At 72.5% G+C, this 23,600-nt stretch carries 24 protein-coding genes; 11 read left to right on the top strand and 13 right to left on the bottom strand.

The annotated features are described in order from the left end of the window. The first annotated feature begins 50 nt into the window (after positions 1-50). Together ACMCNO_RS30475 and ACMCNO_RS30470 are read left to right on the top strand one after the other, a co-directional pair. Positions 51-659 (top strand): GNAT family N-acetyltransferase, encoded by a 609-nt coding sequence (locus ACMCNO_RS30475; RefSeq protein ID WP_412752870.1) that lies wholly within the window; start codon positions 51-53, stop codon positions 657-659. Positions 660-683: 24 nt separating this feature from the next. Beyond that, a complete protein-coding gene (locus ACMCNO_RS30470) occupies positions 684-1,343 on the top strand; it encodes a hypothetical protein (RefSeq protein ID WP_412752869.1) in 660 nt (219 codons plus the stop codon). A 6-nt stretch (positions 1,344-1,349) separates the two neighbouring features. Here ACMCNO_RS30470 and ACMCNO_RS30465 read toward each other — a convergent pair whose 3' ends face one another. The 5 genes from ACMCNO_RS30465 to ACMCNO_RS30445 form a co-directional block, all read right to left on the bottom strand. Then, positions 1,350-3,047 carry a hypothetical protein gene (locus ACMCNO_RS30465; protein ID WP_412752868.1) on the bottom strand — a complete coding sequence of 566 codons (1,698 nt, stop codon included), beginning with the start codon at positions 3,045-3,047 and terminating at the stop codon, positions 1,350-1,352. Next, a complete protein-coding gene (locus ACMCNO_RS30460; RefSeq protein WP_412752867.1) occupies positions 3,044-4,381 on the bottom strand; it encodes a hypothetical protein in 1,338 nt (445 codons plus the stop codon). The genes ACMCNO_RS30465 and ACMCNO_RS30460 overlap by 4 nt, the downstream gene beginning before the upstream one ends. A 1-nt stretch (position 4,382) precedes the next feature. Further along, positions 4,383-4,754 (bottom strand): hypothetical protein, encoded by a 372-nt coding sequence (locus ACMCNO_RS30455; protein WP_412752866.1) that lies wholly within the window; start codon positions 4,752-4,754, stop codon positions 4,383-4,385. 223 nt (positions 4,755-4,977) lie between these two features. Continuing rightward, on the bottom strand, positions 4,978-5,874 hold the full coding sequence (locus ACMCNO_RS30450; protein WP_412752865.1) for an ATP-binding protein: 897 nt from the start codon (positions 5,872-5,874) through the stop codon (positions 4,978-4,980). Positions 5,875-6,050: 176 nt separating this feature from the next. Next, positions 6,051-6,791 (bottom strand): ATP-binding protein, encoded by a 741-nt coding sequence (locus ACMCNO_RS30445; RefSeq protein WP_412752864.1) that lies wholly within the window; start codon positions 6,789-6,791, stop codon positions 6,051-6,053. Between the two features lie 203 nt (positions 6,792-6,994). On the opposite strand from ACMCNO_RS30445, the gene ACMCNO_RS30440 reads away from it, so the two are divergent. The 4 genes from ACMCNO_RS30440 to ACMCNO_RS30425 all read left to right on the top strand — a co-directional run bounded on the left by ACMCNO_RS30440 (position 6,995) and on the right by ACMCNO_RS30425 (position 9,252). Continuing rightward, on the top strand, positions 6,995-7,525 hold the full coding sequence (locus ACMCNO_RS30440) for a TIGR03086 family metal-binding protein (protein ID WP_412752863.1): 531 nt from the start codon (positions 6,995-6,997) through the stop codon (positions 7,523-7,525). A gap of 128 nt (positions 7,526-7,653) precedes the next feature. After that, positions 7,654-7,806, top strand: coding sequence for a hypothetical protein (locus ACMCNO_RS30435; protein ID WP_412752862.1), 153 nt, complete (start codon positions 7,654-7,656; stop codon positions 7,804-7,806). A gap of 106 nt (positions 7,807-7,912) precedes the next feature. Next, entirely contained in the window at positions 7,913-8,515 is a 603-nt protein-coding gene (locus ACMCNO_RS30430; RefSeq protein WP_412752861.1) for a G5 domain-containing protein, read from the top strand. After that, on the top strand, positions 8,512-9,252 hold the full coding sequence (locus ACMCNO_RS30425; protein WP_412752860.1) for a class I SAM-dependent methyltransferase: 741 nt from the start codon (positions 8,512-8,514) through the stop codon (positions 9,250-9,252). The genes ACMCNO_RS30430 and ACMCNO_RS30425 overlap by 4 nt, the downstream gene beginning before the upstream one ends. Positions 9,253-9,271: 19 nt before the next feature. Here ACMCNO_RS30425 and ACMCNO_RS30420 read toward each other — a convergent pair whose 3' ends face one another. The 5 genes from ACMCNO_RS30420 to ACMCNO_RS30400 all read right to left on the bottom strand — a co-directional run bounded on the left by ACMCNO_RS30420 (position 9,272) and on the right by ACMCNO_RS30400 (position 12,177). Next, on the bottom strand, positions 9,272-9,598 hold the full coding sequence (locus ACMCNO_RS30420; RefSeq protein WP_412752859.1) for a hypothetical protein: 327 nt from the start codon (positions 9,596-9,598) through the stop codon (positions 9,272-9,274). Between the two features lie 131 nt (positions 9,599-9,729). Beyond that, on the bottom strand, positions 9,730-10,467 hold the full coding sequence (locus tag ACMCNO_RS30415) for a methyltransferase (protein ID WP_412752858.1): 738 nt from the start codon (positions 10,465-10,467) through the stop codon (positions 9,730-9,732). A gap of 98 nt (positions 10,468-10,565) precedes the next feature. Further along, positions 10,566-10,949 (bottom strand): SRPBCC family protein, encoded by a 384-nt coding sequence (locus tag ACMCNO_RS30410; protein WP_412752857.1) that lies wholly within the window; start codon positions 10,947-10,949, stop codon positions 10,566-10,568. Continuing rightward, complete coding sequence (locus ACMCNO_RS30405; RefSeq protein ID WP_412752856.1) at positions 10,946-11,269, bottom strand: ArsR/SmtB family transcription factor; 324 nt, start codon at positions 11,267-11,269, stop codon at positions 10,946-10,948. The genes ACMCNO_RS30410 and ACMCNO_RS30405 overlap by 4 nt, the downstream gene beginning before the upstream one ends. A 56-nt stretch (positions 11,270-11,325) precedes the next feature. Further along, complete coding sequence (locus tag ACMCNO_RS30400; protein WP_412752855.1) at positions 11,326-12,177, bottom strand: oxidoreductase; 852 nt, start codon at positions 12,175-12,177, stop codon at positions 11,326-11,328. A gap of 67 nt (positions 12,178-12,244) precedes the next feature. Between ACMCNO_RS30400 and ACMCNO_RS30395 the strand changes: the two genes are divergently transcribed. Continuing rightward, positions 12,245-12,772, top strand: a complete 528-nt coding sequence (locus ACMCNO_RS30395) for an AAA family ATPase (protein ID WP_412752854.1) — start codon at positions 12,245-12,247, stop codon at positions 12,770-12,772. A 129-nt stretch (positions 12,773-12,901) separates the two neighbouring features. Here the strand turns inward: ACMCNO_RS30395 and ACMCNO_RS30390 are convergent, their stop codons facing one another. Together ACMCNO_RS30390 and dapD are read right to left on the bottom strand one after the other, a co-directional pair. Next, complete coding sequence (locus ACMCNO_RS30390) at positions 12,902-15,616, bottom strand: hypothetical protein (protein ID WP_412752853.1); 2,715 nt, start codon at positions 15,614-15,616, stop codon at positions 12,902-12,904. Between the two features lie 120 nt (positions 15,617-15,736). Next, complete coding sequence (dapD, locus tag ACMCNO_RS30385) at positions 15,737-16,684, bottom strand: 2,3,4,5-tetrahydropyridine-2,6-dicarboxylate N-succinyltransferase (protein WP_412752852.1); 948 nt, start codon at positions 16,682-16,684, stop codon at positions 15,737-15,739. 76 nt (positions 16,685-16,760) lie between these two features. On the opposite strand from dapD, the gene dapE reads away from it, so the two are divergent. Further along, complete coding sequence (gene dapE / locus ACMCNO_RS30380) at positions 16,761-17,834, top strand: succinyl-diaminopimelate desuccinylase (RefSeq protein ID WP_412752851.1); 1,074 nt, start codon at positions 16,761-16,763, stop codon at positions 17,832-17,834. 3 nt (positions 17,835-17,837) lie between these two features. On the opposite strand, the gene ACMCNO_RS30375 is transcribed toward dapE, so the two are convergent. After that, positions 17,838-18,014, bottom strand: coding sequence for a hypothetical protein (locus tag ACMCNO_RS30375; RefSeq protein WP_412752850.1), 177 nt, complete (start codon positions 18,012-18,014; stop codon positions 17,838-17,840). 192 nt (positions 18,015-18,206) lie between these two features. Here ACMCNO_RS30375 and ACMCNO_RS30370 point away from each other — a divergent pair, with 192 nt between their 5' ends. Genes ACMCNO_RS30370 through ACMCNO_RS30360 form a run of 3 tightly spaced genes read left to right on the top strand, consistent with a single transcriptional unit; the run spans position 18,207 to position 23,488 of the window. Then, on the top strand, positions 18,207-18,977 hold the full coding sequence (locus tag ACMCNO_RS30370) for a TIGR00730 family Rossman fold protein (protein ID WP_412752849.1): 771 nt from the start codon (positions 18,207-18,209) through the stop codon (positions 18,975-18,977). Position 18,978: 1 nt separating this feature from the next. Next, entirely contained in the window at positions 18,979-19,527 is a 549-nt protein-coding gene (locus ACMCNO_RS30365) for a TIGR00730 family Rossman fold protein (RefSeq protein ID WP_412753864.1), read from the top strand. 58 nt (positions 19,528-19,585) lie between these two features. Next, positions 19,586-23,488: an ATP-dependent helicase gene (locus ACMCNO_RS30360; RefSeq protein WP_412752848.1), complete on the top strand. Its 3,903-nt coding sequence runs from the start codon at positions 19,586-19,588 to the stop codon at positions 23,486-23,488. Positions 23,489-23,600 lie beyond the last annotated feature (112 nt).

The following is a 23,600-nucleotide window of genomic DNA, read 5'->3' as shown; positions in this document are numbered from 1 at the left end:
GCTGTGGATTTCGGGCGCGCAGCGGGACGCGCGATGACACGATGATCGACGTGTCCACTGAACGGCAGCGCGAGCTGCGTCCCAGCTATCCCGTCCGGACCGAACGCCTGCGGCTGCGCCCGCTGACCACCGACGACATCGACGCTCTGCTGGCCTACCGGAGTCAACCCGACGTGTGCCGGTACGTTCCCTTCGAGCCGATGAACCGCCAGACGATCACCGAGCGGCTGGCGACCATGTGGGCCACCACCACGCTGACCGACGAGGGCCAGGCGTTGACGCTCGGCGTCGAACTGGCCGCCGGTGGCGATCTCATCGGCGACGTGATCTTGTTCTGGCACAGCAGGGAGCACCTCGGCGGGGAGATCGGGTACGTCTTCAACCCCGAGCACGCCGGTCACGGCTACGCCACCGAGGCGGCACATGCGATGCTGCGCCTGGGCTTCGAGGACCTGGGTCTGCACCGCATCATCGCCCGTCTCGACGAGCGCAACGACGCATCCGCGAACGTCGCCCGCAGGCTGGGGATGCGGCAGGAGGCCCGGCTCGTACACAACGAAATCTTCAAGGGGGAGTGGAGCACGGAGCTGGACTTCGCGATGCTCGCCGAGGAATGGCCCTCCCACCGGGACTTCCCGGCGAATCGGGAGCGCGGGTGAGGTTGGTATCTCTATCCTGACGCCATGATCATCGCAAGCCGGGCCGAGATCAGATCGGTCGGGGCCTGGCTCGTCGCACCTGTGTTGGCGGCAGTGATGACGAGTGCCTGCGCTGGGCCGACACCACAGTCCGCCGTATCCCCGGCACCCACGCCGGTCCCGGCCGGGTGTCAACTCTCCGGCACCCCCATCACGTGGGGACCGCGCCAGACCACGCCGATCCTGACCGACGCGACCCTGGTCCGGCAGGAGGAGCTGATTGGCAGCTCGGCCGGCCGGAAGCTGCTCGACCAGCCGTTTACGCCGACGATCACCGGGGTCGCCGCACCGGCGTCCTGGTTGACGGATCTGGCGAAGTCGCTCAAGACCGCAACCGGGCAGGCGGTGCACACCACATCACCTTCTCCGGACTCGCAGCGCTTCGGCGTCAGTTCAGGCGGCGATGCCGGGCAGCAGGTTCACATCATCATCTACTCCGGAGTCGACCGCGTATCCGCTGGTTTCACGGTGCAGTGCGATCCCCTGGTGGAGGGAACGTTTGTCGGCTGGTCCTCGGCGGTGGTCGGCGGCGTGGCATGCCAATACCAGCCCGACCTTGCATACGACGCCTTCGCTCGCCTTGCCCTGAAGTACTGCCCGGACCCGGTGACGGCACCGCCCAGTTCCGCCGCCGTGGACGACTGATGTGGCTCAGCTCAGGGTGAAGGTGAGCTTGTCCGCCGGTGCCCTCGGCCCCTTGCCGTCCCGGTCGACGAAGCTCAGCGTGTAGGTCCCGGTGGCCGGTAGGGGGAGTTGGGTGGCGATGGCGAGTCGCTTGAGGTGCGAACTCTCGGGATAGACGGCCAGGGACTCCGCGCTGTCCGGGTGAAAGGAGCGGCCGTCGGGGGTGGTCAGCGTGTAGTTCAGCTCGTCCACGTTGAACCCGGCCGGGCCGGGATTGGCGTCCAGGTCGAAGTAGAGCTTCAGGGAGCCCTTGTTCCGGCCCAGGCCCTCGGGGGCGGCACGGTCGAAATCGCAGGTGCCGTTCTCCGCGTTCGAGCTGCCGCCCTCGGCGTACATTCTCGCGTCACGCCGGAACTTCCCGTCGTACCCGAACGTGAGATGGATCCGGCCGGACTCCAGCGTGTTCTTGCGATAGGTGACCGCCAGCCCCACCAGGCTGACGAGGTCGGCTCCGCCCTTGACGATCCGCGCGGGCTCGGCGTCGCGGGACACCGGGAACACGACGTCCGCCTCGTCGAGCCGGAACGACTGGTCGACGCTCACGACGTAGGTCGCCCGGGTGCGGTGGCCTCGGGCGTAGGTGCGGTTCTGGTCGGTCGGCCCGCCCGCGGGGTAGACCCGGCCGCCCTGGTGAAGTTCCAGGTCGGGCGGGCTCTGCTGGGACCCCGACCGGATGCCCCACAGCTGGTTCGTCAGCTCGGTCTCCACGACGACCTGAGGTTGCCCGTCGTGCAGTTCGCTCTTCCCCCACATGACGTTGACCATGAAACCGCGGGCCAGCAAGGTGGCGTCGTAGCGCTTCGTCGTCTCGAGGAATGTCGGCGTGTCCGCGGACGGGTCGGTGACCGGTGAGTCCAGCGGTCCCTCGGACGGGGGAGACTGCGAGGGCGGGGCCGACGATCCGGCGAACGACGACAGCGGCCCGGGCGACGGTTCGACGAAGGCCGCATCGCGTGTCTGGGGCACGACCAGGCGGTTGAGTGACTCGTGGAGTGCGTCCTCGGTCTGGACGAATTCGGGCTGCGGCGCCTTGGTGGCCGCCGCCACCTGGATCAAGCCGTCGTGCTGGTCGGCGGGGATCTGGAAGCCGATCAGCCGGAACTCCAGCCGGATGCCGGCAGCGTCCAGCCGCTTGCGGATCTCCTCCTGCATGGTGCTGGGGTCCGGGGCACACGCGTCCGTGCCGCTGCGGGACACCACGACGATCCGGTTGACGTTCCTGGCCCGCAACGGATACAGGTGACCGAAGTCGTCGATCGCCGCGAGGATCCCGTTGTACAGAGTGGCGTTGCCCCTGGCCGTGATGCCCCGGGCCGCTTCGACGATCGCCGCCGACCGGTCGGTGCCGGAACTGACGAGCTGCGCGGTGTTGGCTGAGTTTCCGCACTCGCCGCCGAAGCGGCGCAGCGCCAGCGCGTCGTGGTCACCGGCGGTGCGGGCAGCGGCTCCGACGGCGGCGGTGACGGCACCGACCCCTGCCCGGGCCGCGGGGCCGCCGTCCGACGCATCGACCAGCAGTTCCGTACGGTAGTCCGGGATGGCGCGATAGACGACGTACGCGACCGCGGCGCACGCCACCACGAGCACGGCGCAGACCGCCGCAACGAGCCTGCGGCGGCGGCGCGGGCGGGGTGCGCGGTCGACGGCCGGATCGGAAGTGCTCACCGTTTCCTCCCGGGGGCGGTGGCCCGCAGCTTGTCGAGGACGTCGTTCATCGCGTTCACCTCGGCGTTGTAGTCCGCCGCCACCTGGCCGAAGGTGGCGAGGCCGCGATCCAGTGAGCCACCGGACCGCGCGGTCTCCAGCAGGGCTTCCGCGGCGTCGACGACCCTGCCCTGCTGGGCGCGCAGCGCCAGCGCCCGTTGGTGGATGTCGCGTGCCGTCGGTGTGCTGCCGCGCGAGCGGAGATCCTCGAAGCGGGTGTCGGCCGAGCTGATCGCTGATCTCGCGGTGTCCAGGGCCTGGTCGGCGGCGTCGGTCCGGCCGCCGGTGGTGGCCCGGACCGCGTTGTTGACCTGGGTGATCGTCGGGTTCAGGACGTCGATGATGCCCTTGGCGTCGTCGAGGACGGGTTCGGTGTTCGTGTACCAGTCCAGGGCGGCGGCCAGCTCCGCCGGGGTGCTGACGAACGCGGGCCTGGGTGCGCGGGACGCGGTGGCGATCCTGGCCAGCTGGTCCCGCTCGTTCTTGGCGACCTGGTAGCCGATCAGCCGGAACTCGATGGTGAGCCCGGCAGCGTCGAGCCGGTCGCGGATCTCCTGCTCCACGAACGCGGGGTCCGCGTCGCAGCCGTCCGCACCGTGGCGGGTGACGACGATGATCCGGCTGAGGTGCTTGGCGCGCGTCTCGAACGGGCGCGAGAAGTCGTTGACCGCCTCGACGATGCCCCGCAGCAGTGTGGCGTGGCCACCGGCCGTGGCCTCGGGTGCCGCCTCGGTGAGCGCACCCCGGTTGTCCGTGTCGAAGTCGACCAGCCGGGTGGTGTTCGTCTTCGCGTCGCAGTCGCCGCCGAAGCTGCGCAACGCCAGCGCGTCGCTGTCGCCGGAGTTGCGTACGGTGGTGCGCAGCGAGTCCGTGACGGGCGTCAGCCCGGCCGGTGTGCCCGTGGCCCCGGCGGTGTCGATCAGGAACTCGGTCTTGGACGTCGGCGCATGCTCCGGCAGCCACCAGGCAACCACCGCCCAGACGCCCCCGCTGACCAGCGTCACCGCGATGAGGCTGATCACCGCGATCCGGACGCTGCGCGGCAGCATCATCGTGATCCATGCGCGGGTGTGGTCGCCGACCTGCACCACCGCGACCTTCTCCGGGGTGACCAGCGTGTTCTGCTGGTGCCCGTGGTCGCCGACCTGGACGCCCCGGGCGCCGGACGCGTCGACCTGGTAACGGCCGCCGGTCGCCGGGGACTGCCGTGCACCGTCCGCCGTGCGCCGGTCCTGGAAGGTCAGCTCGTCAGCGGGCGGGTCCGCCGAGGGATCGCCCGACCTGGGTCGCCGCATCTCAGGAGAACGTGTTGGTCTGGGTGCTGTGGTCTCCCACCACCACCCCGCGGGCATCGTGCAGGGTGACGGTGAATTTTCGAACGGATTGCTCACTGGCCGGATAGGTCAGCGCGAACATGTCGCCGGCCGCCTCACGCAGTCTGGGGTCGTCCCCCGCGTCCGCCGTCGCCAGGCTGCCGGCCAGCGCGTCGTAGTGGCCGACCGGATCCGCGACGTACGCCTCGAGAAGCTCGCCACCGGACTCCAGATGCTCACCGCGCTCGGCGAGCCGGCGCTGGACCGCGGCGCACAATGCCTGGTAGGCGTCCTGCACGGCGCGCGTGGCGGTGCCCGACAAGCCCGCCGTCGCTCCGGTCAGCAGGGCTGTCATGACGAGGGTGACTGGATCCACGGGTGCAGTCCTCACTGGCGACGCGGAACATGGGAGGCGACCGTGCCGGCGCGTGCACATGGTGCACCGATCGGCCGAGCGCGGACCCTATCGCCGGGGCCTGCGGGTACGGAATGGTCGTGTCCTTGATCTGTCATCGCGGGTGGGTGGACTTGCCGGTGGCACAGCTTGTCGCGTGTGGAGTGGCCTCCGGTCGCCGCGCCTACCGGCGGCGCGGGCCGGTCGTACCTCGCACCGTGGAGGGCTGGCGGGGGATGCGATCGGTGGCTTTCCCGGCGGCGAGCACGGCCCAGACGATCTTTCCGGTACGGGTGGGCAGGGCGCCCCAGGCGGTCGCGGACGTGTGGACCAGGCGCAGCCCGTAGCCGTGGCGGGCGGGGTCGCCGGGGTCTCCGGGCACGGTGCGGGGCAGGTGCGGCGGCCGGGAGTCGCGGTCATGGACGGCCAGATGCAACCCGTCCGGGCGCCGGGTGACGGCAACGTCGATGCGGGTGCCCGCGTGCTCGATGGCGTTGGCGACCAACTCGGTGAGCACGGCGCTGGCCGTACGGTGCAAGGGCAGCAACTGCCAGGCGGCGCAGGCGTCGCCGATGGTCTGGCCGACCAGCGCAAGCACCTCGATGTCGGGTTCCAGGTGCAGGGTCAGCCGGTCGGCCCGGATCGTGTGGCCCTTCAGGGCGGCGCGAGCCTCCGGCAGCGACGCGTAGACGGGCAGATTCCAGCGGGCGGCCTGACACGTGAGGATCGAGGCCAGGGGAGCCGCGGTGGGCAGGCACACCACGACCGGTACGGGGGGTGGGGTGTGGGCGCCCCACGTGCGGGCGGCGCACCACAGTGGAGCGCTGGCCCCGCCCGGGTCGGACAGGTCGTGCAGGTCGGCGATGATGCCGGCGGGCTGGCCGACGAGGCAGGTGCGCAACACCTGGGCCGTGCTGGCCTTGAGGCCGGGATCCCAGCGGCCGTGCAATCCCACCTCGGTGAGGGCGGTGTCGAAGTCGCCGACGACGGTGACCGTCTGGTCGGGCGTCCTCGATGCCCACGCCGTCGCGTGGTCGCGGCGTTGATTGGCCAGCAGGAACGGTGGCTGGTCGCGCCTCATTGAGTCCCCCAGGTGATCGATGGGCAGGGGTGGGCCGTGGTAGGCCACAGCGGTGGGGCCTTCTCACACGTTGCACGCGACGATCACGCGTGTAAATAGGGCATTGTGCCCCTTGCTTGCGGCACAGGACCCGGCGGCACGATCCGGGAGATGGCCGAAATAGTGGGATCTGCAGGTCAGCGCGCCGGGGCTTCCCGGGTGCGCAGGCTGGCCCACACCACCTTGCCGCCTTCGATCGGGAGACAACCCCACCGATGTGCGGTCGCGTCCACCATCAACAGTCCCCGTCCGGCACCCGGGTCCTCCGGCGGGGCCCAGCCGAGGCGCGGTTCGGTGGTGGATCCGTCCCGTACGCTGATCAGCAGGTGGCGGCGACCGACCGCGAACCGGATGTCGGCCAGGGTGCCGGCGTGGACCGCGGCGTTGATCGCCAGCTCGCTGGCGATCAGGCAGGCGGGGCCGGTCAGGTGGGGCAGATCCCAGCGGGCGCACACCGCGGTTGCCATCTGGCGCGCATGGCCGGCGGAACTGGTCACCGGCAGCAGCGTGTCGCACACCAGGCTCATCCGGCGGCGGGCCGGCACCGACAGGGCCTGCTCGACCGAGGCGAACACCGGCAACCCGCCGTGTCCGCCGCGGGTCAGCAGGGGTACCGCCTGGTCGTCCTCGGTGCACACCAGCAGCGGGGTGCCGGGCCATCTCGCGGCCTGCTGGGCGACCGCCGTGAACACCGACACGGCGACCGGCTCCCGCAGCACCACGTCGGCCAGGTCCACCACGACCGCGTCCGGCTGCCGCACCAGCGCGGTCAACAGCTCCACCCGGACCCGGGGGGCGCTGGCCACGGACAACTCACCCGACATGTGCACCAGCAGCCGTATGCCGACCTGCTCGACCATGAACCTGATCGACGCCATAACCCACATGGTCACGCCGAAACCGCCATCGTGCTATCCAGAATGCGTACGGACACGATCCAGCTTGGGCCTCTGTCACATTGCGGACGCTGCGGTGATGAAAGTTTCGGTTGAATTGCAATTTGCATTCCTGGAGTGTTCGTTCCAGCCCCAGGATGGCCTTCCAATATGCTTCCGTGAATGTCCATAAAGGAGGCGAGAGTATGAGTGACCCCACCGTCGGCCAGCTTGCCGACGTCGTGGAGCGGACCGGCCGCCTGATCGCCGGCATCACACCGGAGCAGTGGAGCGATCCGACCCCGTGCTCGGAGTGGGACGTCCGCGCGCTGGTCGCCCACGTCGTCGGTGGCAACGCGCTGTTCGCCGCCGCACTCTCCGGGCAGACCGTCACTCCGGGCGACTACGCCGACAGCGCCGACCGGCTGCTGGCCGCGTTTCGCGCCCCGGGGGCGCTGGAGAAGGTCGTCACCGTGCCGTTCGGTGAGGTTCCGGCCCCGATCGCCCTGCATCTGCGGCTCGCCGACCTGATGGTGCACGGCTGGGATCTGGCCCAGGCCACCGGCCAGCGCGCCGACTATCCGGACGACGTGGTGGAGCAGGCGCTGGCGTTCAGCCGGTCCGCGCTGCCGCTGGTACGCAAGCAGGACGGCCCGTTCGCGCCGTCCGAGCCGGTCGACCTCGACGCCTCCGCACTCGATCGCCTCGCCGCGTTCCTGGGGCGAAAGGTCGGCTGAGCGGCGCCCCGCCCCGGCGGTCGAGGACCCGCCGTACGAAAGAAGCCTAAATGAATGGCCTCTTTCGTCGGAGTGGGGACCCGAAGGGTTGACCATCCCGACGGCGGCGGCCCGGAACACTGGACGCCGTGACGAATCCCGTGGGTCCGAACTGGAGCGGCCAGCCCGGAAACAACGGCTGGTCGAACCTCGCTACCAGGCAGAAGGTCGGTGTGGTAGCCGCCGTCCTGCTACTGATTCTGTTCTGTGGACTGATGGTCGTCGGCACGGTGCGGTACTGAGCGCCGCAACTCGTCCGAAAGAGGCTTAAGGCAGTCGGTTCTTTCGCAGCCGGGCTTCGCCCGATCGGCCGATCTCCGGGTGCCGGTGGGCGCTCACACTGGCTCCGTGACGAACCAGACACCCGCGCATCCACGCCGCCAATCGGGCACGGCGCCGAGCCCCTGGGCCGAGCTGACGCCTCTGCAGCGGGCCGGGCTGGTCGTGACCGTGCTGCTGCTGCCCTGCCTCGGCGGCATCGGGGTGATCGGCACGATCGCCGGGCTCTCCTCGGTCAGCGACGGCGAGCCGCTGCCTTCGGCACGCCGGTTCGCCGAGGTGCCGCCCGCCGAGGTGCCGCCGCTGGCCGAGCCCGCCGAGCCCGAGGCCGACGCCACCGAAACGACACCGCCGCCCGCCCGGGTCGTGCGGACCCGGACGGTCACGGTGACCAGGCGGATCCCGTACGCCACCCGGGCCGTGCGGGACAAGAAGCTGCCGAAGGGCACGAAGGTGGTCCGGATCCGGGGCGCGTCCGGTGTGCGGACCCTGACCTACCGGGTCACCGTCACGGACGGCCGCCCCGGCAAGCGGCGCCTGATCCGCAGCGTCGTCGTCCGCCGGCCCGTGACCCGCGTGATCGTGATCGGCACCGGCAAGCGCCGGTCCGTCCTCTGTGATCAGAGCACCGCGCGGATCATCGGGTTCGTTGCTCGTAGAGTGCTCGGATGAGCACCGTCTTCGGCGAGGTCGCGACACTGTACGACGACATCCGGCCCGGATACCCCGGTGAACTGCTCGACGCCATCGTCGCGTACCACGGCGGCGCTCCCACCGGTGTGGCGGAGATCGGCGCGGGGACGGGGCAGGGCACGGAGCTGCTGCTGCGGCTCGGTGTCCCGATCACATGCGTCGAGCCGGACACGCGGATGAGCGCCGTGCTGGCCGCGAAGTTCCCGCTGGTCCGGGTGGAGACGGTCGGGTTCGAGGGTTGGACTGCGCCGCCCGGCGGCACCGAACTGCTGGCCTGCGCGAGCGCCTGGCACTGGATGGACCCGCCGACCCGCGCCCGGCGGGCGCACGACGCGCTCGCGCCCGGCGGGACACTGGCGATCTTCCACAACCGCTTCGAGTACGCCGACCCGGCGGCCGAGCACGCCATCGACGAGGCGTTCCGCACCGTCGACGGCGTCGCGGCAGCACCGCGGCGACCCGCGCGGTTCGCCTACGACGACCTGGTGGCCAGCGGGTTGTTCGCGGACGTGCGGGACGTGCAATGGCACCGGTATCCGGAGCTGACGACGGAGCGGTATCTGCGGCTCACCCAGACGTTCGCGCCGTTCCGGCAGCGCCCGCAGCGGGAGCGGCAGGCGATCCTGGCGGGGCTGGCCGCCGCCATCGACGGGCTGGGCGGGCGGATCACGATGGACATCCGTACGGTGCTGGCGATCGGTCACCGCCCACGCTGAACGGTGACCGATCGGGGGGTCACCGCCGGGACTGGGCCCGGACGCGCTGGTCGGGGCCGAGCCGGTAGGTCTTGCCGTACAGCAGCTCGTCGGGCACGAAGTGGCGGCCGGACTGCTCCGGCGACTCGGGGGAGTGCCGCGCCTGCCAGGCGGGATTCGGGGAGCCGGGTTGCGCGGTGCCGTACAGGCGGGCGATCGGGGTGGACCGGTCCGGGTGCGCGGATACCGTGCGCCGCCAGATGGCCCGGTCGCCGGCGCGCAGGCGCGCGTACACGGCGGTCGCGGCACAGGTGGCCGAGGCGATGAGGCCCAGTCCGATCAGGAGGTCGGAGGTGGAGAGATCCATGACTTCCAACGTAACGAATCACGTTGGGAGAATGACCCTCCGTGTCGTCCGGGGTGCGCGGCGGCCGTCCCGGATACCGTGCACCTTCGGGCGACCCGCAACGGAGGATGCATTCTTGCCGTCCCCGTTACCTATCCGGGACGCTCCGCGCGGACCAGGAACCGGTGCGCGGTCACGGTCAGGCCCCCGTACGTGCGGATCAGCGCGTCGAGGCGGCGCAGCTGCCGGTCGTACCGTTGCGGGGTGAAGTCGTGGATCTGCCATGGCACCGACCGCAGCTGATGGACCACCGCCCCGATGTCGTCGAACGTCAGGGTGGGCCGCTCCTCGCGGACGTCGGTGACCTCGAGCCCGGCGGCCGTCAGCGCCTCGACCGCGTCGCCGGCGGCCCACCGCTGGGGGTGTGGCGGCGGCGCGCCCAGCTCCGCGTTCAGCCCGGCCAGGTCGTCGCTGCCGACCTGCTGACTGAGCAGGGTGCCGCCGGGACGCAGCAGCCGGGCCAGGTCCGCCGCGGGCAGCCGGCCGTGGCGGCTCAACGCCACATCGAACTCCTCCTCGTCACCCGGCAGTTCGGTCACCACCGACACCCCGAACGGCGTCAGGCGGTCCCGGGCCACCGGCACGTTCCGCGCCCAGCCCTCCACCGCGACCGTGTGCGGCGGCAGCGGCGCCAGATCGGCCAGCAGCTCACCGCCGCCGGTGTCGAGGTCGAGCAGGCTGTGGGCGCGGCGCACCAGCGGCCGGGCCAGGTCCGGGAAGGACCACGAGGGCTCCGCGCCGATGGCGCGGCCGTCCAGCCAGGCGAACTCCCACCCCGTCGGGGGTACGCCCGCCGCGTCGCCGACCAGATCCTCGAAGTGCCGTTCCACGTGCCCGACCGTAGCCGCGCCCCGGCGCCGCTCCGCCGGTGGTTCACGCCGTCGTGTCGCGGGGCACTCCGGGACGGTCGCCGACCGGTCGCCGTCGGTTACCCGGGGAGGTTGTCCGCGAGATTGGCCAGGATGCGCGGCCAGCCGTTACCCATGCCCTGGATGGCGGGCGAGCCCGGGGCGAACCCGGCGTGCTCCAGGAAGAGCCGTGTGCCCGCACCTTCCGGCTCCAGCCGCCAGGTGATCGTGGTGTCGAGCACGCCCTCCGCGAACGTGTAGGTGAGCACCCGTTCCGGCTCCACCGCGACGACCTCGCAGCGCTGCATGCCCCACTCACCCATGTCGAGGGTGAACTGATGCCCCACCACCGGCTTGATGTCGCCCGGCGCCCACCAGCGGGCCAGCAGCTCCGGCTCGGTCAGCGCGCGCCAGACCGCGGCGGGCGGCCGGGCGATGAACTGGTCACACTCGATGCTGGTCACGGGTTCTCCTCTTCGACGACGTCGCGCAGGGCGGCCAGGCGGCCACGCCAGTACCGCTCGAACGGATGCAGCCAGTCACTGACGTCTGCCAGCGGCTCGGCGGCCAGGTGGTAATACCGGTGCCGGCCGCGCGGCTCCTCGCGGACCAGGCCGGCGTGGCGCAGCACCGCGAGGTGCTCCGACACCGCGGGGCGGCTCAGCGCGAACCGTCCGGCCAGCTCGCCCGCGGGTTGCGGGCCGTCGCGCAGGGCGTCGAGCAGTTGCCGGCGCACGGGGTTGGCCAGCGCGGCGAACACGTCGGTGTCGGGCACGCCGACCATAATGCGTCGGGAATCTCCGACGCGTCAAGTGTCGGAGACCTCCGACGCGTCAGGCGTCAGAGCGGGACCGCGTCCAGCACCTTGCGCGCCACGTCGTCCAGGTGCACCCCGGCCACCGCGATGTTCTCCTCCAGGTGCGACGGCGAGGAGGTGCCGGGGATCAACAGCACGTTCGGGGCCAGGTCCAGCAGCCAGGCCAGCGCCACCTGCGACGGCGTCGCGCCCAGCCGTTCCGCCGTGGCCTCCACCCCCGGATGGGTGAGCAGCCGGTTCGCCTCGCCGAACGCCGAGCCGAGCGGAAAGAACGGCACGAACGCGATGCCCAACTGCTCGCATTCGCGCAGCACCGGCAGCGACCCGCGTTCGAGCAGGTTGAGCGGATTCTGCACGCAGACGATCTCGGTGCGCTGCACCGCATGCACGAGCTGCTCCACCGAGACGTTGCTGAGCCCGATCCCCGAGATCAGACCCTCGTCGCGAATCGCGATCATGGCTTCCAGCTGCTCGTCGAACGCCTGCCCCTCGTCCATCAGCCGCAGGTTGACCGCGTCCAGCCGGTCCACCCCCAGCGCCCGCAGGTTGTCCAGCACGCCCGCACGCAGCTGCTCCGGTGCCAGCGCGGGGAGCCACCGCCCCTCGGCGTCGCGTACCGCGCCCACCTTGGAGACCAGCGCCAACCCCTGCGGGTACGGGTACAGCGCCTCCCTGATCAGGTCGTTGACCACTCCCGGCCCGTAGTACTGCGCGGTGTCGATGTGGTCGACGCCCAGCTCGACGGCGCGGCGCAGGACGGCCAGCGCGGCATCCGGGTCGCGCGGCGGCCCGAACGCGCCCGGACCCGCCAGCTGCATGGCCCCGTACCCGACGCGGTGGACCGATCGGTCGCCTAGAGGGAATGAATCCGTCATGCGGGTAACCCTACGGCGATTCCGGGCATCGCGCCGCCGCCTCTCGACACGTGCGATCGTGCAGGCCATGGCGCGCGACGTGGTGCTGGTGAACGGCCTGCCCGGCTCCGGCAAGAGCACTCTGGGCCCGGGGCTGGCGGCCGGACTCGGCGCGCAGTATCTCGGCAAGGACCGGATCAAGGAGGCGCTGGCCGGCGCGATCGCCGCGGCCCCGCCGACCCTCGGCGCGGTAGCGATGGAAACCGTATGGGCGCTCGCCGCGGCCGTCCCCGGTGCGGTGGTCGTGGACTCGTGGTGGTTCCGGCCCCGCGATCTGGCGCACGCCCACGCTGGCCTGCTCCGCGCGGGGGCCACGACGGCCGTCGAGGTCTGGTGCGACGTGCCGCCCGACGTGGCCCGCGCCCGGTACGTGGCCCGTCGGCGCGCGGCCCTACACGCCGACGCCCAGCGGCTCGCCACCGATTGGGCCGACTGGGCCGCGCGGGGCGAGCCGCTGGCACTCGGACCGGTGCTGCGCGTCGACACCAGCCGCCGCGTCGACCTGCCCGCACTGTGCGCTGACGTTGGCGAACTCCTCGGTCACCACCACACCTGAGCTGCGGAACCTGCCCACCCGGACTCGGGGGGAGCAGCTGATCGGGTGGCGTGGTCGGGTAGGCATGGCGAGCTCGTCAGCGCCGCGCCGTGGGCGGGGCGGCGAGATCCGCCGCCCCGCCCGAACGCACTACGGCGTGACCGTGCCCGTCAGCGTGCCGAGCGGGATCGGGTCACCGAACTCGCGGGGCAGCAGCCCCGCCGTGAACTGGACATGCTCGTCCGGCTCGGTCGCGCTGTCCTTGACCGTCGGCACGGTGAACTCGCCGGAGGTCGCCCCTGCGTCGAGCACCACGTACGGCTGCAACTGCGTGCCCGACAGCGGCCGCGACGGTTCCGGCTCCTCACCCGAGTTGGTGGTGAACCAGTCCGCGGCGACGTCCGTGCTGGACAGTTCCGCCCCGGCCGCCGGAGGCTTCGGCGCGAACTGCAGGTACAGCGGGGTGTCGGCCGGGGCCGAGGACGTGACCTTCCAGGACAGCGTGCCGCCTTCGGCCACCCGGTCGGCCACCGGAGTCACGGTGATTTTCGGCTGCGGGTCGTCGTCGCGGACCTTCAACCCACCGGCGTACCCGCCGACCACCAGACCGCGCACCGCCTTGGCGCCCAGGACGTGCTCACGGTCCTCGCCGTACCGCGTGTTGCCCGCGACCTTGACCGGCACCCGGATGCTGCGGGTTCCGGGCTTGACCTGCGCCACCCACGAGACCGGGCGGTACGTCACCGGGTCGCCGAGGAACAGCCGCACCGCACCGGAGCCGTGCCCGGACACCCGCACCGGGATCGTGTACGTCTTCGTGCCCTTGTCGCCCTCCTGCACGGTCAGCGAGCCCAGGTCGACGCGCGGCAGCGCGGCCGGGTGCGGCGCGGGTGAGCCGGGCCGCCACGCCCACGCGTCGACCAACCAGGCCGCGCCGGAACCCTGCGTGGGGGTCAGGTGCAGCGCCGCGACGTCGCGCAGCCCCGCCGGAACCGCCACCCGGACCTCCCGGCCCCAGTACGCGGCCGAGTAGTCCGTGCCGGGCATCCCGTCCACCGTGACCGTGCCCAGCTCCGTACGCCTGCCCGCCCGGTCCGTCGCCGCCACCGCGAACGGCGTGCCGGTGGTGTTGGGCGCGACCACGATCCGCAACGCCAGCTGCCGCGCGCCGCCCAGCGTCACCGGGCGCGCGGGCCGCACGGTCGCCTGCCTGCCCGGCGCGGACCAGTCCAGCCGGACCGCGTACCGGCCCGCCTCGGGCACCACGAACGGCACGAAATGCGGCGACGTGGCCGTGACGGCCTGCTGGTCCAGGCAGGCGTCCGCGGCGACGTCGGTCGACTCCGCGCACACCCGCGCGCCGCTGACCTTCGTCTTCTCCTCCGGCACCAGCAGCGGGGTACGCGCCCCGCCCAGCGCGTGGGTGAACACCCGGGCCGGGTCGGCCGACGGCGCGCGGAGCCCGCTGCCGTCGAGCAGCGGCCGGGCCCGGTCGTCGCCCGCCACGAACAGCCGCGCCGCGGCGGCGAGGTACGTCGCCCCCACAGTCTGCTGCTGTGGCTTCGTCAACCGGGTCGGTTTGCCCGCCGAGCACAGCGGATCGTCCTCGGTGGAGTAGTCGTCCCACGCCGGGGCGGCCGCCTGGCCGGGGGTCCACTCCGTGTTGAAGAAGTTGTGGTTGGCGCCGACGACGTACACGGCGCTGTGCAGAGCCCGGCCGGTGCCGACCCCGCGCGTGGCGTCCACGTACATCTGGCCCTGCAGGTCCGAGACGTCTCCGTCGCAGCCCGGCAGGATCGTGGCCGACGGCACGTCCGGGGTGGGGTTCTGCCCGAAGATGGTCGGGCCGACCAGCAGGGTGCCGCGGATCGTCCAGCGCGCCTTGCCGTGGTATCCGTCGCGGGCCGCCGGGGGCGGGGACAGGCTGTCCAGTGCGGCCCGGTTCACCCCCTCGCCACCGCGCGAGTGGCCCATGAGCAGGACCTTCGACAGGTCGGCGGGCGGCGCGGCCCGCACGATCGGGGGCGCCTGCGCGCGGCCGCTGCCAGCCCAGTCCGTCCAGTGGGCCAGGTGCAGCCGGACCAGCGAGGACCGGGCCTGTGCCCCGCCGTCCTCGGCCGCGAAGTCCTGGCCGTTGACGCCGTTGGCCGAGATGGACATGGTCACGTATCCCTGCGAGGCCAGCAGCCGCTGCGCCTGCAGGTAGCCGCGGTAGCTGGGGATCGGCTCGGTGCCCGCCGGGCAGGGCCAGTCGCCGGTCACCTTGTCCTCGTCGGCGCCGTGGAAACAGGTGGCATGCCGCCCGTGCAGCAGCAGGGCCAGCGGTCGCCGTCCCGCAGCGCCCTTGGGCGCCACCACCACCGCCCGCATCTCCACCTTCTGCGGGAAGTCGGGCAGTTTCACGCCGGTCAGGTCGTACTCGCCGGTGACCGTCGCGTACGGGCCCGGGCGGCCCGGGTCCACCGCGGCGGCCGGGTTCGGCGGCAACTGCCGTGGTGGTGGCGGCGGAGCGCTGCGCTTGCCCAGCCGGGCCGCGGGCGCCCCGGCGTCGAGGCGCCGGCCGGCCGCCCGGACCTGGAGGCCGTCCAGACGAGGGACCGCGCCGACGTCGAGCGCGAACGTACGGTCGTCCCGCTGCGGCCGGGCCCGCCCGAGCAGCCGGTCGCCGGAGTAGAACTCGACGGCCGCGTCACCCATCGGCACCCGCTGCGGTGCCTGCCAGGTCAGCCTGCCGTCCTCGAAGGACCACCCGGACGGCAGGTGCGCCGCCGCGGGTGGCTCGGGTGGATCCGCCCACGCCTGCGCCCCCGTGCCCAACACCAGCGCCGCCGCCAGCCCGGCGGCCACGATCGTTTTCCGCATCATCGCCTCTCTTCTATACACACGCCCTCGTGTGTAGTCGAGGCGGGCAAACCGGTCGACAGTCCTCTAACCACGCACGCCCCCGGCCGATAACCGGCCAGGGGCGTGTGACGTGACGTGGCTTCAGTCGTTGGCGTGCAGTGCGGTGTTCAGCTCGATGCCGGTGCCCTTGCGGGGGCGGGCCTCCAGCGCACCCGACTGCGAGTTGCGCCAGAACAGCAGGTTGTCCAACCCGGACAGCTCGCGGGCCTTCACGATCCGGCCGTCGGGTAGCAGGATCTTCGACGCCGCGGTGATGTAGCACCCCGCCTCGACCACACAGTCGTCGCCCAGCGAGATGCCCACCCCGGCGTTCGCGCCGAGCAGGCTGCGCTCACCGATGCGGATCTTGTCCTTGCCGCCTCCGGACAGCGTGCCCATGATCGAGCTGCCGCCGCCGATGTCGGAGCCGTCGCCCACCACCACGCCCTGCACGATGCGGCCCTCGACCATCGAGGTGCCCAGCGTGCCCGCGTTGAAGTTCACGAACCCCTCGTGCATCACGGTCGTGCCGGAGGCCAGGTGCGCGCCCAGCCGCACCCGGTCCGCGTCGGCGATGCGCACCCCGGACGGCACCACGTAGTCGGTCATCCGCGGGAACTTGTCGACCCCGTACACGGTCAGGTGGCGGCCCGCCGCGCGCTCGATGAGCCGCAGCTCCTCCACCCGGTCGGCCGGGCACGGGCCCGCGGTGGTCCAGGCCACGTTCGCCAGGGCGCCGAAGATGCCGTCCAGGTTCTGCTCGTTGGGCCGCACCAGGCGGTGCGACAGCAGGTGCAGCCTCAGGTACGCGTCCGAGGCGCCCTTGATCGGGTCGGCCAGCGAGCCGATGGTGACCCGTACCTCGACGGTCGACAGGCCCGGCAGCAGCCGCGGTCCGGTCAGGCCCGCGGGCAGGGCGGGCGCCTCGGCGGGCTCGCCGCCCAGGCCGAGGAATCCGGGCGGGAACCAGGTGTCCAGCACCTGGCCCTCGGCGGTGACGGTGGCGAGGCCGATGCCCCAGGCAGGCGAGGTGGAGATGTCCGTGTGCACGAGGCGCACCCTACTAAAGGTCAGCACCGACTTGGCGCGGCCCGGCGATTCACCACCGGCCGGTATCGTGCCGCGTATGGCGAACCCGCTCAGCCCCGACGTACTGGTCGATCCCGTCCTGCTCACCCGGGCCCTGGTCGACATCGAGTCGGTCTCCCGCAACGAGAAGGTGATCGCCGACTGCGTCGAGGAGGTTCTGCGGCAGGCACCCCACCTGCACACCGAGCGGCACGGCCACACCGTGATGGCGCGCACCGACCTCGGCCGCAAGCGGCGGATCGTGCTGGCCGGGCACCTCGACACGGTCCCGCTGAACAACAACTTCCCGTCGACTGTGGTCGACGATCTCATCTACGGCTGCGGCACGTCGGACATGAAGTCCGGTGTCGCGCTGGCCCTGCACCTGGCCGCCACGCTGCCCGACCCCTGCTACGACATCACCTATCTCTTCTATGAGGCCGAGGAGATCGAGGCGAAGTACAACGGCCTCAACCTGGTCTCGCAGGCTCACCCGGGGTGGCTGGCCGCCGACTTCGCGGTGCTGCTGGAACCCACGTACGGGGTGGTGGAGGCCGGCTGCCAGGGCACCCTGCGGGCGCAGATCCGGACCACGGGGCGGCGGGCGCACACCGCGCGCTCGTGGCGCGGGGTCAACGCGATCCACGCGGCGGGCGAGGTGCTGCGGCGGCTCGAGGACTACCGCCCCCGCACCGTCACCATCGATGGATGTACGTACCGTGAAGGGCTCAACGCGGTCCGGATCGCGGGCGGGGTGGCCGGGAACGTGGTCCCCGACGAGTGCACCGTCGAGGTCAACCTGCGCTTCGCGCCCGACCGTACGGAGAAGCAGGCCCTGGAGCACGTACACGAGGTGTTCGAGGGCTACGACGTCGAGCAGACCGACTCGGCCCCGGGCGCCCTGCCCGGCCTGGCCGCCGCCCCCGCCCGCGAGTTCCTGGCCGCGGTCGGCGCCGAGCCGGCCGCGAAGCTGGGCTGGACCGACGTGGCCCGCTTCGCCGCCATGGGGGTGCCCGCCCTCAACTACGGCCCGGGTGATCCGTTGCTGGCCCACGCGCCGGACGAGCACGTGGAGATCGGCAAGATCCGTGACGGGGCGGCCACCCTGCACCGCTGGCTCGCCCCCCGGTAGCGGTCAGGGGCGTGGGATGCGCACGCGGCCGATCGCGCGCTGCGGAATCTCCAACGTGGCGTCCGGATCGACCGCGGGGCCTCCGGGCCGCTGGGCGAACGCCATCCGGCGCTCCTCGACCACCAGACGGATGCGCCGCTGCATGCGGCGCTGCATCTTCGCGCGCTCGTAACGGATCACGGTGGCTCCCTCTGCCCGGATGCCCGACCGCGGTCGGGCGCCGTGCCTGCCGTGGGGTTCGTGACTGTACAGACGCCGCAGAGCTACCGTCCGTTGCTTCAATCTGGCAAAAACACTCCGACGTCGCAATCGTCTTGTCGAAACCCGCCCGGTTATTCACCGGTCCTGACCGTCCGAACTACGGTGGGTGCCATGACGGACAGCACAAGCGGACGGCGGGGGACGCCTCCGGAGCGTCACCGGGGCGCCGTGACGCTGCGACGCGAGTCGATCCCGCCGAGCACCGCCGACGAGAAGCTCCTCGACTCGCACCACCGCAGCGAGTGGAAGACCAAGGACGCCTGGCGCGCGCTGCGCATCCTGTCCGAGTTCGTCGAGGGCTTCGACACCCTGGCCGACCTGCCCCCGGCGGTGAGCGTCTTCGGCTCCGCCCGCAGTAAACCCGACAGCCCCGAATGCGAGCTGGCCGCCGACCTGGGCGCGGCCCTCGCCGAAGCCGGGTACGCGGTGATCACCGGCGGCGGCCCCGGCGTGATGGAGGCCGCCAACCGCGGCGCCACCGAAGCCGGTGGGATGTCCGTGGGCCTCGGCATCGAGCTGCCGTTCGAGCAGGGCCTCAACGACTGGGTCGACATCGGCATCGACTTCCGCTACTTCTTCGTCCGCAAGACCATGTTCGTCAAGTACGCCCAGGCGTTCGTCGTGCTGCCCGGCGGCTTCGGCACGCTCGACGAGCTGTTCGAGGCCATCACGCTGGTGCAGACCAAGAAGGTGACCCGGTTCCCGGTCATCCTCATGGGCCGTGACTACTGGAGCGGCCTGATCGACTGGCTCCGGTCCGTACCCCTGGCCGACGGCAAACTCGGCCCCCACGACCTGGATCTGCTGCACGTCACGGACGACGTCGACGAGGCGGTCCAGTTCATCGTGGAGGCCGATGCCGCCCTGTCCGGGCCGCAGTGACGTGGCCGCCGTCTGCGTCTTCTGCGCCTCCTCGACCACCCTCGAGCAGCGCTGGCTCGACCTCGCCCGCGACACCGGCCGGGAACTCGCCCGCCTCGGCCACACGCTCGTCTCCGGCGGCGGCTGTGTCGGCATGATGGGTGCGGTCGCCGACGGCGCCCGTGCGGGCGGAACCCACACCCTCGGCGTGATCCCGCAGTCCCTGCTCGACCTCGAGGTGGCCGACACCGCCGCCGACGAGCTGATCGTCACCGGCGACATGGGTGCCCGCAAGAACCTGATGATCGAACGGTCGGACGCGTTCCTCACCCTGCCCGGCGGCCTCGGCACCCTCGACGAACTCTTCGAGGTCTGGACGACCGCCACCCTCGACCTGCACCGCAAGCCCATCGTGCTGCTCGACCCGGACGGCTTCTACGAGGGCCTGCTGAGCTGGCTGGCCGGGCTCGCGGAGACCGAGTTCGTGCGCCGGGCGGCCCTCAAACAGATCACGGTGGCCGACTCGATCCCCGCCGCCTTCGCCGCCATCGAGGCCGCCGTCGCCGGATGACCCGATCGGCGGGGCCTGAGCGGGGGCGACGTCGTACCGGCGTGGTCTGATTGACGCCGTGAGCACCCAGGCGACGGTCCCGGCGGTGCGCCGCCCGGCGTACCGCCTGGTCCGGCGCCCCATCCCGGCTGCTGCGCCGCTGCGCCACGACCCGCTGCAGCGGCGGATCGCCGCGCACACCAGCGGGCCGCTGCTGGTCGTCGGCGGACCCGGGACGGGCAAGACCACCACGCTGGTGGAGGCCGTCGCGGCCCGGGTCGCCGAGGGGGTCGACCCGGAGCGGATCCTCGTGCTGACCTTCGGCCGCCGCGCCTCTGCGGCGCTGCGCGACTGCATCGAGGCGCGCATCGCGCAGGTCCCCGGGCGCATCGTGCACGAGCCGCTGGTGCGCACCTTCCACGCGTACGCGTTCGGCCTGCTGCGCCGCGCCGCCGCCGAACGCGGCGAACCCTCACCGCGGCTGCTCACCGGTCCCGAACAGGACCTCATCATCCGGGAGCTGCTGGCCGCCGTGGGTGACGAGGAGGCACCCGACGAGGTCCGCTGGCCGCCCGCGTTACGGCCCGCGCTGCCCACCCGGGCATTCGCCCAGCAACTGCGCGACCTCATGCAGCGTGCCGCCGAGCGCGGCATCGGCGCGGCAGAGCTGGCCCGGCTCGGCGAACGCCTGGGCCGCGACGACTGGCTCGCGGCCGCCCGCTTCCTGCGCGAATACGTGGCCGTCCTGGCGTTGCGGGACGTCACCACCCGCGGCTCGGCCGCGTACGACCCGGCCGAGCTGGTCCGTGCCGCGTCCGGGCTGCTGGCCGACGACCCGACGCTGCTGGCGGCCGAGCGGCGCCGCCTCGCGTACGTGTACGTCGACGAGCTGGCCGAAACCGACCCCGCCCAGATCGAGCTGCTGGCCCAGGTCGCGGGCGGCGGCGCGCCGCTGGTCGCGTTCGGCGACCCCGACTCCTCCGTGTACGGCTTCCGCGGTGCCGCCCCCGGCGTCGTGGCCGAGTTCCCGGATCGCTTCCGCACCGCCGCCGGCGCCGCCGCCGAGACTGTCACGCTGCACACCAGCTATCGGTCGGCGCCCGAACTGCTGGCGGCCACGGGCCGGGTGGCGCGGCGCCTGCGCGGGCCGATCCGTCACCGCCCCCTGTTCCCGCCCTCCGACGATGCGGCGCCGGGCGGTGTGGTGTCGGGTGCAGCCGTGCCTGGCGATCCGGTGCACGGGCCGAAACTCGATGTGGCTGGAGCCGGTCGGGCGGCGCTGGGCCGCGAACCCGTTCGGGCCGGCGGTGCGGGGCCGGAGCGCGGGGCGGTGGTGCGGACGTTCCGGTCACCGACCGCCGAGAGTGCGTACGTCGCCCACGTGCTGCGCGAGGCTCACCTGCTGCACGGCGTCGAGTGGTCGCGGATGGCCGTACTGTTGCGCTCCACCTCGCTGCAACTGCCCGCGCTGCAACGCGCCCTCGCCGCGGCGGGGGTGCCGACCGTGACCCACGCCGAGGACCTGCCGCTGCACCTGCAGCCCGCGGTCGCCCCGTTCCTGCTGCTGCTGCGCTGCGCGCTGGAGCCCGGGGCGCTGGACGAGGAGGCCGCGGTCGCGCTGCTGCATTCGCCGCTGGGCGGTGCCGACCCGCTGGCCGAACGCCGGCTCCGCCAGGGGCTGCGAGCGCTGGCCCTGGCCGCGGGCGACCGGCGGCCGTCCGGCGATCTGCTGCTGGACGCCGTACGCGACCCGGCGGCGCTGGATGTGGTCGACCGGCGCTGGGCCGTTCCGGCGCAGAATGTCGCCCGGCTCCTGGCCACCGCCCGGGAGGCCGCCGCAGCGCCGGGCGCCAGCGCGGAACAGGTGCTGTGGTCGGTGTGGCAGGCCAGCGGCCTCGCGGAACGCTGGTCGGCACTGAGCGCCCGAGCAGCGCCCGCAAGCCCGGACGGCAGCGCCGCAGCCGCGCCGACCGCGCCGCGCGCCGCTGATCCCACGCCCGGCACCGCAGGGACCGCGTCGGTTTCGCCGGGCGGTGGGGGGATCGCGTCGACCGCGACGGCTCGGGTCGCGTCGAGCGGGGAGGGAGAGCGGGCTCGGCAGTGGCGCGCCGCGGCCGCGGACCGGGATCTCGACGCGATGGTCGTGCTGTTCGACGCCGCCGCCCGGTTCTCGGACCGGCTGCCCGGCGCCCGCACCGAGATCTTCCTCGACCACGTGCTTGGCCAGGACCTGCCAGCCGACTCGATCGCCCCCACCGGCGCCCGCGGCGACGCGGTACGCCTGCTCACCGCGCACGCGGCCAAGGGCCTGGAGTGGGATGTCGTCGTCCTGGCCGGGGTGCAGGAGGGGATCTGGCCCGACCTGCGGCTGCGCGGCAGCCTGCTCGGCTCGGAGCGGCTCGTCGACGTCCTCGCGGGACGGGCGGTGGCGGGTGCCGCCGCGGTGGCGGGTCAGACCTCCGCGTTGCTGGACGAGGAGCGGCGACTGTTCTATGTGGCCACGACCCGGGCGCGGCGGCGGCTCGTGGTGACCGCGGTCGCGTCCGCAGGGGTGGGCGGAACCGACGGCGAGGAGCAGCCCAGCCGCTTCCTGACGGAACTCGCATCCCCAGACGCCCCTGGCGGCGACGCCGACCCACCCCCACCCGACAGCCAGTCCCCACCCGACGGCCCGTCCCCACCCGGCGGCCCGCCCGCACCTGACAGCCAGTCCCCACCTGACGGCCCGCCTGCATCCGACGGCCCGTCCGCGCAGGATGGTCCGCCCGTTGGCCCGCTGCGTCCGACCGAGCGCCATTCGGTGGGGTCCGGTGGATCTTGGACGGAATCAGCCCCTATAGGGGCGGAAAACGACCAAGATCTCGAGGGCGCCGACATGCTCACGGGCTTGGCCGGGGCTGAGGCAGCTCGGTCTCAGGATGGTGGGGACGGGGAGCCGCGGCAGCGGTCGGCTCCGGCCACCGGCCACGGCGACGCGGTGCCGATGGGGCGGGCGCCGCGGGCGCTGACCCTGGCCGCGCTCGTGGCGGAGCTGCGTACCGTGGTCGTGGCGGCCGGGTCGACCCCGGCCCGGCGGCAGGCCGCGGCCGTCGAACTGGCCCGCCTGGCCCGTGCCGGGGTGCCCGGCGCGCATCCCGACCAGTGGTGGGGGCTGCGTCCCCTCTCGGACGACCGGCCGCTGGTCGACGAGGGCCGCCCGGTGAAGGTCACGCCGTCCGCGATGGACAGTGCGCTCCGGTGCAGCCTGCGCTGGCTGCTGGAACGCCACGGTGGCGCCGCACCGCCCGGCCCGGCGCAGGGAGTCGGCAACCTGGTGCACGCGGCGGCGATGCTGGCCGAGGACGCAAACGCGGACCGGGAGAAACTCGTCGAGTACGTCGCCGCACGCTTCGACGCGATCGAGCTGGCCGCATGCTGGCTGGCCGGGCCCGAGCAGGAACGCGCACAGGCCATGGTCGACAAGCTGCTGCGCTGGCTCGCCCGCAACCCGCGCCGCCTGCTGGCGATCGAGCACGAGTTCACGGTCCGGCTGGACGATCCGACCCGGCCGATCCAGCTCACCGGGCGGGTGGACCGGCTGGAGGTGGACGACGACGGCCGCCTGGTGGTGATCGACCTCAAGACCGGAAAGTCGACCGCCGTCACGGCATCCGACGTGGACGAGCACGCGCAGCTGGCCGGATACCAGGCGGCGGTGGACGCCGGGGCGTTCGCCGACTACGGGTCCGAGAGCGGTGGGGCGGCGCTGGTGCAGCTCGGCCCCAGCAAGGAAGCCCGCGAGCAGATGCAGGCGCCGCTGGCGGAGGCCGACGACCCGGACTGGGCGTACGCGATGGTCAGGCGCACCGCGGACACGATGGCCGCGGCGACGTTCTCCGCCGTGGTCAACGCCAAATGCCGGGTGTGCCCGGTGCGCACCGCCTGCCCGGTCTCCGGCAAGGGACGCCAGGTGGTGGAGCCGCCACCGGAGGCCGTCCCATGACCCGCCCCCACCGGCGCCCACCCCACCCTGGCCAGCCGCCACCGGGCCAGCCGCCACTGGGTCAGCCGCCACTGGGTCAGCCGCCACTGGGTCAGCCGCAACCGGGCCGGGC

The sequence above is a fragment of the Krasilnikovia sp. M28-CT-15 genome, from assembly GCF_047159595.1.
Classification (GTDB): Bacteria; Actinomycetota; Actinomycetes; order Mycobacteriales; family Micromonosporaceae; genus Actinoplanes.
Note: the sequence above shows the minus strand (reverse complement) of the source record. Positions and strands in the feature narration are given on the sequence as shown.

Bases quoted from the DNA above. Each gene is read 5' to 3' on its own strand.
- ACMCNO_RS30400 (WP_412752855.1), bottom strand. From the start codon at position 12,177: ATGACGGATTCATTCCCTCTAGGCGACCGATCGGTCCACCGCGTCGGG.
- ACMCNO_RS30460 (WP_412752867.1), bottom strand. From the start codon at position 4,381: ATGCGGCGACCCAGGTCGGGCGATCCCTCGGCGGACCCGCCCGCTGAC.
- ACMCNO_RS30395 (WP_412752854.1), top strand. From the start codon at position 12,245: ATGGCGCGCGACGTGGTGCTGGTGAACGGCCTGCCCGGCTCCGGCAAG.
- ACMCNO_RS30420 (WP_412752859.1), bottom strand. From the start codon at position 9,598: ATGGATCTCTCCACCTCCGACCTCCTGATCGGACTGGGCCTCATCGCC.
- ACMCNO_RS30370 (WP_412752849.1), top strand. From the start codon at position 18,207: ATGACGGACAGCACAAGCGGACGGCGGGGGACGCCTCCGGAGCGTCAC.
- ACMCNO_RS30455 (WP_412752866.1), bottom strand. From the start codon at position 4,754: ATGACAGCCCTGCTGACCGGAGCGACGGCGGGCTTGTCGGGCACCGCC.
- ACMCNO_RS30425 (WP_412752860.1), top strand. From the start codon at position 8,512: ATGAGCACCGTCTTCGGCGAGGTCGCGACACTGTACGACGACATCCGG.
- ACMCNO_RS30450 (WP_412752865.1), bottom strand. From the start codon at position 5,874: ATGAGGCGCGACCAGCCACCGTTCCTGCTGGCCAATCAACGCCGCGAC.
- ACMCNO_RS30440 (WP_412752863.1), top strand. From the start codon at position 6,995: ATGAGTGACCCCACCGTCGGCCAGCTTGCCGACGTCGTGGAGCGGACC.
- dapE (WP_412752851.1), top strand. From the start codon at position 16,761: ATGGCGAACCCGCTCAGCCCCGACGTACTGGTCGATCCCGTCCTGCTC.
- ACMCNO_RS30405 (WP_412752856.1), bottom strand. From the start codon at position 11,269: ATGGTCGGCGTGCCCGACACCGACGTGTTCGCCGCGCTGGCCAACCCC.
- ACMCNO_RS30390 (WP_412752853.1), bottom strand. From the start codon at position 15,616: ATGATGCGGAAAACGATCGTGGCCGCCGGGCTGGCGGCGGCGCTGGTG.
- ACMCNO_RS30445 (WP_412752864.1), bottom strand. From the start codon at position 6,791: ATGGCGTCGATCAGGTTCATGGTCGAGCAGGTCGGCATACGGCTGCTG.
- ACMCNO_RS30470 (WP_412752869.1), top strand. From the start codon at position 684: ATGATCATCGCAAGCCGGGCCGAGATCAGATCGGTCGGGGCCTGGCTC.